Source organism: Streptomyces thermovulgaris (assembly GCF_002155915.1).
GTDB classification, from domain to species: Bacteria; Actinomycetota; Actinomycetes; order Streptomycetales; family Streptomycetaceae; genus Streptomyces; species Streptomyces thermovulgaris.
The window spans coordinates 1-5,765 of the sequence record NZ_MUME01000451.1 but is presented as its reverse complement, the minus strand read 5'-3'; the positions used below and the strand labels follow the sequence as shown (position 1 = coordinate 5,765).

Here is a 5,765-nt window from a genome sequence, read left to right as displayed (position 1 = left end):
GTCCGATCAGCAGGACCGCCACGCTGGCGGTCCTGCTGATCGGACCGGCGGGAGCGGGCAAGACGAGCGTCGCCAAGTACTGGGCCGACCACCGCCGCGTGCCCACCGCCCACATCAGCCTCGACGACGTGCGCGAGTGGGTCCGCTCCGGCTTCGCGGACCCGCAGGCGGGATGGAACGACCGTGCCGAGGCGCAGTATCGTCTCGCCCGCCGCACCTGCGGCTTCGCCGCGCGCAACTTCCTCGCCAACGGCATCTCGTGCATCCTCGACGACGCCGTCTTCCCCGACCGCCCGGCGATCGGCCTCGGGGGCTGGAAGCGCCATGTGGGCCCCGGTCTGCTGCCGGTCGTCCTCCTGCCCGGCCTGGAGGTCGTCCTGGAGCGCAACGCCCGGCGCACCGGCAACCGCCGTCTCAGCGACGAGGAGGTCGCCCGCATTCACGGCCGCATGGCCGGCTGGTACGGCTCCGGCCTTCCCATCATCGACAACTCCACGATGGACATCCCCACCACGGCCCGCCGTCTGGACGAGGTCCTGACCAGAGCCATAGCCAGCCCGCCGAAGTGGTAGGGCCGGCACGGTCACGGGCGGTCACGGCTCCCCGGGCCGTCGCGGGAGACGGCCCCACTCGGCCCCTCCCGAACGGCGATATTGAGCCATGACTCTTACGCTCGGTTCATGTCAGAGGTGTATGCGGCCCGCCGCGCCCGGCTGAGGGAACGCTGCCATGCGGGCGGCAGCGCGGCGGCGCTGGTGACTCGTCCCGCCAACGTCCGGTACCTCGCGGGAGCGTCCCCGCGCGGTGCCGCCCTGCTCCTCGCCCGGCACGAGGACATCCTGCTGTGCCAGAGCCCTCCGGGGGACCAGCCCTACGAAGGCCGCCTCGACGAGGCACTGCGGGTGCAGGTTCTGTCCCAGCCCTCCGGCGGCGACCCGGCCGTCGCCGCCGCCGACCTCGCCCAGTCCCAGGGCGCCGACTCGCTCGCCGTGGAGGAACACCACCTCACCGTGGCCCGCCACCGGGCCCTCGCCTCGGTGGCACCCCGGCTGCGGCTGAGGGACCTCGGCAACGCGGTCGAGCAGCTCAGGGTGGTCAAGGACGAGGAGGAGATCTCCCTGCTGAGAATCGGTGCCGAGATAGCCGACCAGGCCCTGGGGGAGCTGCTGGAGTCCATCCTCGTCGGCCGCACCGAGCGTCATCTCGCCCTGGAGCTGGAGCGGCGGCTCGTCGACCACGGCGCCGACGGCCCCGCCTTCCCGACCTCCGTGGCCACCGGCCCGAACGCCGGCCGCCGCGGCCACCGGCCCACCGACCGGCGGGTGGAGGAGGGCGACTTCCTCTCGGTGTGCCTGGGCGCCTCCTACCGCGGCTACCGCTGCGAGCTCGGCCGCACCTTCGTGATCGGCACCTCTCCGGCGGACTGGCAGATCCAGCTGTACGACCTGGTCTTCGCCGCCCAGCGCGCCGGACGGGAGGCCCTGGTCCCCGGCGTCGCCTGCCGCGACGTCGACCGGGCCGCGCGCCAGGTCCTGGAGGCCGCCGGGTTCGGCGAGCATCTGACCCCCCTCACCGGGCACGGAGTGGGGCTCGAAAACGACGAGGACCCGCAGTTGTCCCCTTCGGCCATGGGTAAACTGGACGCTTGCGTGCCGGTCACCATCGAACCGGGAGTCCACATCCCGGGACGGGGCGGTGTCCGGATCGATGACACGCTCGTCGTGCGCCCCGAGGCGGACGGCGGACCCGAGCTACTCACCATCACGACCAAGGAGCTTCTCGCGCTCTAGCCTCGCGCTGGGCGCCTGCACCGGGGTCGTACGTCAGTCCAGGAGATTCCGCAACCGTGGCTTCCACGAACGACCTCAAGAACGGCATGGTGCTCAAGCTCGAAGGCGGCCAGCTGTGGTCCGTCGTCGAGTTCCAGCACGTCAAGCCTGGTAAGGGTCCGGCTTTCGTGCGCACCAAGCTCAAGAACGTGCGCTCCGGCAAGATCGTCGACAAGACCTTCAACGCCGGCGTCAAGGTCGACACGGCCACTGTCGACAGGCGTGACATGCAGTTCTCCTACATGGACGGCGACTACTTCGTCTTCATGGACATGGAGACCTACGACCAGCTGCACATCGACCGCCAGACCGTCGGTGACGCCGCCAACTTCCTGGTCGAGGGCTTCGAGGCCACCGTCGCCCAGCACGAGGGCGAGGTGCTCTACGTCGAGCTCCCCGCCTCCGTCGAGCTGACCGTCGCGCAGACCGAGCCGGGCGTTCAGGGCGACCGCTCCACCGGTGGCACCAAGCCCGCCGTCCTGGAGACCGGCCACCAGATCCAGGTGCCGCTCTTCATCACCACCGGTGAGAAGATCAAGGTCGACACCCGCACCAGCGACTACCTCGGCCGGGTGAACAGCTAACCGTGGCTGCTCGCAACACGGCCCGCAAGCGCGCCTTCCAGATCCTTTTCGAGGCCGACCAGCGCGGCGCCGACGTCCTGACCGTCCTCGCGGACTGGATCCGGCTCTCCCGGACCGACCCCCGGCAACCGCCGGTCAGCGAGTACACGATGCAGCTGGTCGAGGGCTACGCCGAGCACGTCGCCCGCATCGACGAGCTGATCAGCCAGTACGCGGTCGGCTGGGCGCTCGACCGCATGCCGGTCGTCGACCGCAACATCCTGCGGCTCGGCGCATACGAGCTGATCTGGGTCGACGAGACCCCGGACGCCGTCGTCCTGGACGAGATGGTGCGGCTGGCGAAGGAGTTCTCCACGGACGAGTCGCCCTCGTTCGTCAACGGCCTGCTCGGCCGGCTGAAGGAGCTCAAGCCCTCGCTCCGCCGAGACCAGGTGTGAGAGGACCCGGCGACACGAACGCCGAGGGGCCCGCAGCGCGACTGCTGCGGGCCCCTCGGCGTTCATATGCGCGCTCGCATGCGGGTACGGGGCATGCCCGCCGCGCCGGATCCGTGGGGAGAGCCGTGCGGAAGGACCCGTGAAAAGCCCTCGGGGCGGCCGGAACCGTCATGTTCCGGCCACCCCGAGGGCACGTTTCTGCTCGGTCCGCGGAACGCCGGTCCGCGGAAGGGTCAGCTCTCCTCGTGGGACGCCACCGCGCGGCGTGCGTCCGCGTCCAGCACGCCCCAGCTGATCAGCTGCTCGGTGAGCACCGAGGGCGACTGGTCGTAGATGACGGCGAGTGTGCGCAGGTCGTCCTGGCGGATCGAGAGCACCTTGCCGTTGTAGTCACCGCGCTGGGACTGGATCGTCGCCGCGTACCGCTGCAGCGGACCCGCCTTCTCGGAGGGCAGCGTGGCCAGCCGCTCCAGGTCCAGGACCAGTTTCGGCGGGGGCTCGGCGGCGCCGCCCGGGGTGGTGCCCGGCAGCAGCTCCTGCACGGGGACCCCGTAGAAGTCCGCCAGCTCGGCGAGGCGCTGCACGGTCACGGCACGGTCGCCGCGCTCGTACGAACCGACCACGACCGCCTTCCAGCGTCCCTGGCTCTTCTCCTCGACACCGTGGAGGGAAAGGCCCTGCTGGGTGCGGATCGCCCGGAGCTTGGCCCCGAGCTGTTTGGCGTATTCGCTGGACATATGGCTCCCCGACACTGTGTCGACGCGACCGGCCTGGTTCCCGCCGCGCGGCTGGTAACTCATTGTGAGGTTACGCAGCGTGACTCTCGTGCGTCAAGCCGGATGGTCCACGCCGCCGCTTCCGTGGTATCGACACCCGGTTGCGCCAAGGGGGTGACCCGGGCGGCCCCTGGCACCTGCTACCGTGGACGGCGCAATTCCGACGTCCTTTAAATTCCGTCCCGTGAGGCGGATAAGGAGGTCCGTTTCCCCATGGACACGCACGCGAACGCGCATGCGTCCGGTGCGCGGCCCGTTCTCGAGGGCCCCGACATCGCACGGATGCTGACCCGTATCGCCCACGAGATCGTCGAACGCGCCAAGGGCGCTGACGACGTGGTGCTCCTCGGCATCCCGACCCGGGGCGTCTTCCTCGCCCAGCGTCTCGCCGCCAAGCTCGAGCAGATCACTGAGCGCAAGGTCCCCTGCGGCTCGCTCGACATCACCATGTACCGCGACGACCTGCGCATGCAGCCCCCGCGTGCGCTGGCCCGCACCGAGATCCCGGGGGACGGCATCGACGGCCGTCTGGTCGTCCTCGTCGACGACGTGCTCTTCTCCGGCCGCACCATCCGCGCCGCTCTCGACGCCCTGAACGACATCGGCCGCCCGCGCGCGGTCCAGCTCGCCGTTCTGGTCGACCGCGGCCACCGCGAACTGCCCATCCGCGCCGACTACGTCGGCAAGAACCTCCCCACGTCGCTGCGGGAGACGGTCAAGGTCCTGGTTGCCGAGGAGGACGGCCGCGACGCCGTGCTGCTCGGCGTCAAGCCGGCCGCCGCGGACGAGCGGCAGCCGTAGCCACACGCGCCCACGCACTTCTCGACACGCCCCGTGACACGCCCCGTGCGCGTGTGCCCTCGGGCGCCCGCCTGCCCGGCCCCGTCCTTCGGGCCGTGGCACGAGTCACCGCGGGCCCGGCCCCCGCTTCCTCTTGAACTTCCCTACGGAGCCTGACAGATGCAGCGTCATCTCATCTCGGCCGCCGACCTCTCCCGCGACGACGCCGTCCTGATCCTCGACACCGCCGAGGAGATGGCCCGGGTCGCCGACCGTCCGATCAAGAAGCTGCCGACCCTGCGCGGCCGCACCGTCGTCAACCTCTTCTTCGAGGACTCCACCCGCACCCGGATCTCCTTCGAGGCCGCGGAGAAGCGCCTGTCCGCGGATGTGATCAACTTCTCCGCCAAGGGCTCCAGCGTCTCCAAGGGCGAGTCCCTCAAGGACACCGCCCAGACCCTGGAGGCCATGGGCGTCGACGCCGTCGTCATCCGGCACTCCGCCTCCGGAGCGCCCTACCGCCTGGCGAACTCCGGCTGGATCGACGCCGCCGTGATCAACGCCGGCGACGGCACCCACCAGCACCCCACCCAGGCCCTCCTCGACGCCTTCACCCTGCGCCGCCGCCTCGTCGGCCGTGACGCCGGGCTCGGCCAGGACCTGTCCGGCAAGCGCGTCACCATCGTCGGCGACGTCCTGCACAGCCGCGTCGCCCGCTCCAACGTGGACCTGCTGCACACCCTCGGCGCCGAGGTCACCCTCGTCGCCCCGCCCACCCTGCTGCCGGTCGGCGTCGAGAGCTGGCCCTGCGAGGTGAGCTACGACCTCGACGCGTCGCTGCCCAAGTGCGACGCCGTGATGATGCTGCGCGTGCAGCGCGAGCGGATGAACGCCGCCTTCTTCCCCACCGAGCGCGAGTACTCCCGCCGCTACGGCCTCGACGCCGACCGCATGGCCCGGCTGCCCGACCACGCCGTCGTGATGCACCCCGGCCCCATGGTCCGCGGCATGGAGATCACCGCCGAGGTCGCCGACTCCGGCCGCTGCACCGCCGTCGAACAGGTCGCCAACGGCGTGCACATCCGGATGGCCGTCCTCTACCTGCTCCTGGGCGGCAAGGAGTCCGCCCTCACCAGCCCCCGTCCCGCCGAGGAGAAGTGACCGACATGAGCAAGACCCTGATCCGCGGTGCGAAGGTGCTGGGCGGCGCCCCGCAGGACGTCCTGATCGACGGCGAGACCATCGCCGCGGTCGGACCGGACCTCGCCGCCGAGGACGCCGAGGTCGTCGACGCCGAGGGCAAGGTCCTCCTGCCCGGACTCGTCGACCTCCACACCCACCTGCGCGAACCCGGCCGCG

The 5,765-nt window shown here is 70.9% G+C and carries 8 protein-coding genes; 7 read left to right on the top strand and 1 reads right to left on the bottom strand.

All coding sequences use genetic code 11. From position 1 onward, the window contains the following. The first annotated feature begins 5 nt into the window (after window positions 1–5). The 4 genes from CCN35_RS26210 (at window position 6) to nusB (ending at window position 2,850) form a co-directional block, all read left to right on the top strand. Entirely contained in the window at window positions 6–572 is a 567-nt protein-coding gene (locus CCN35_RS26210; RefSeq protein WP_086794570.1) for an AAA family ATPase, read from the top strand. Window positions 573–680: 108 nt separating this feature from the next. Further along, window positions 681–1,790, top strand: coding sequence for an aminopeptidase P family protein (locus CCN35_RS26205; RefSeq protein ID WP_067397720.1), 1,110 nt, complete (start codon window positions 681–683; stop codon window positions 1,788–1,790). 56 nt (window positions 1,791–1,846) lie between these two features. After that, on the top strand, window positions 1,847–2,413 hold the full coding sequence (efp, locus tag CCN35_RS26200; protein ID WP_067397719.1) for an elongation factor P: 567 nt from the start codon (window positions 1,847–1,849) through the stop codon (window positions 2,411–2,413). Window positions 2,414–2,415: 2 nt separating this feature from the next. Then, on the top strand, window positions 2,416–2,850 hold the full coding sequence (gene nusB, locus CCN35_RS26195; protein WP_067397718.1) for a transcription antitermination factor NusB: 435 nt from the start codon (window positions 2,416–2,418) through the stop codon (window positions 2,848–2,850). Between the two features lie 233 nt (window positions 2,851–3,083). Here the strand turns inward: nusB and bldD are convergent, their stop codons facing one another. Then, window positions 3,084–3,587: a transcriptional regulator BldD gene (gene bldD / locus CCN35_RS26190; RefSeq protein ID WP_067397717.1), complete on the bottom strand. Its 504-nt coding sequence runs from the start codon at window positions 3,585–3,587 to the stop codon at window positions 3,084–3,086. Window positions 3,588–3,839: 252 nt separating this feature from the next. Between bldD and pyrR the strand changes: the two genes are divergently transcribed. From pyrR to CCN35_RS26175, 3 genes are all read left to right on the top strand, one after another. Continuing rightward, window positions 3,840–4,427, top strand: a complete 588-nt coding sequence (gene pyrR / locus CCN35_RS26185; RefSeq protein ID WP_067397716.1) for a bifunctional pyr operon transcriptional regulator/uracil phosphoribosyltransferase PyrR — start codon at window positions 3,840–3,842, stop codon at window positions 4,425–4,427. 159 nt (window positions 4,428–4,586) lie between these two features. After that, a complete protein-coding gene (locus CCN35_RS26180) occupies window positions 4,587–5,567 on the top strand; it encodes an aspartate carbamoyltransferase catalytic subunit (protein WP_086794568.1) in 981 nt (326 codons plus the stop codon). A gap of 5 nt (window positions 5,568–5,572) precedes the next feature. Next, a partial coding sequence (locus CCN35_RS26175; protein ID WP_143631840.1) for an amidohydrolase family protein occupies window positions 5,573–5,765 on the top strand: 193 nt, incomplete at its 3' end.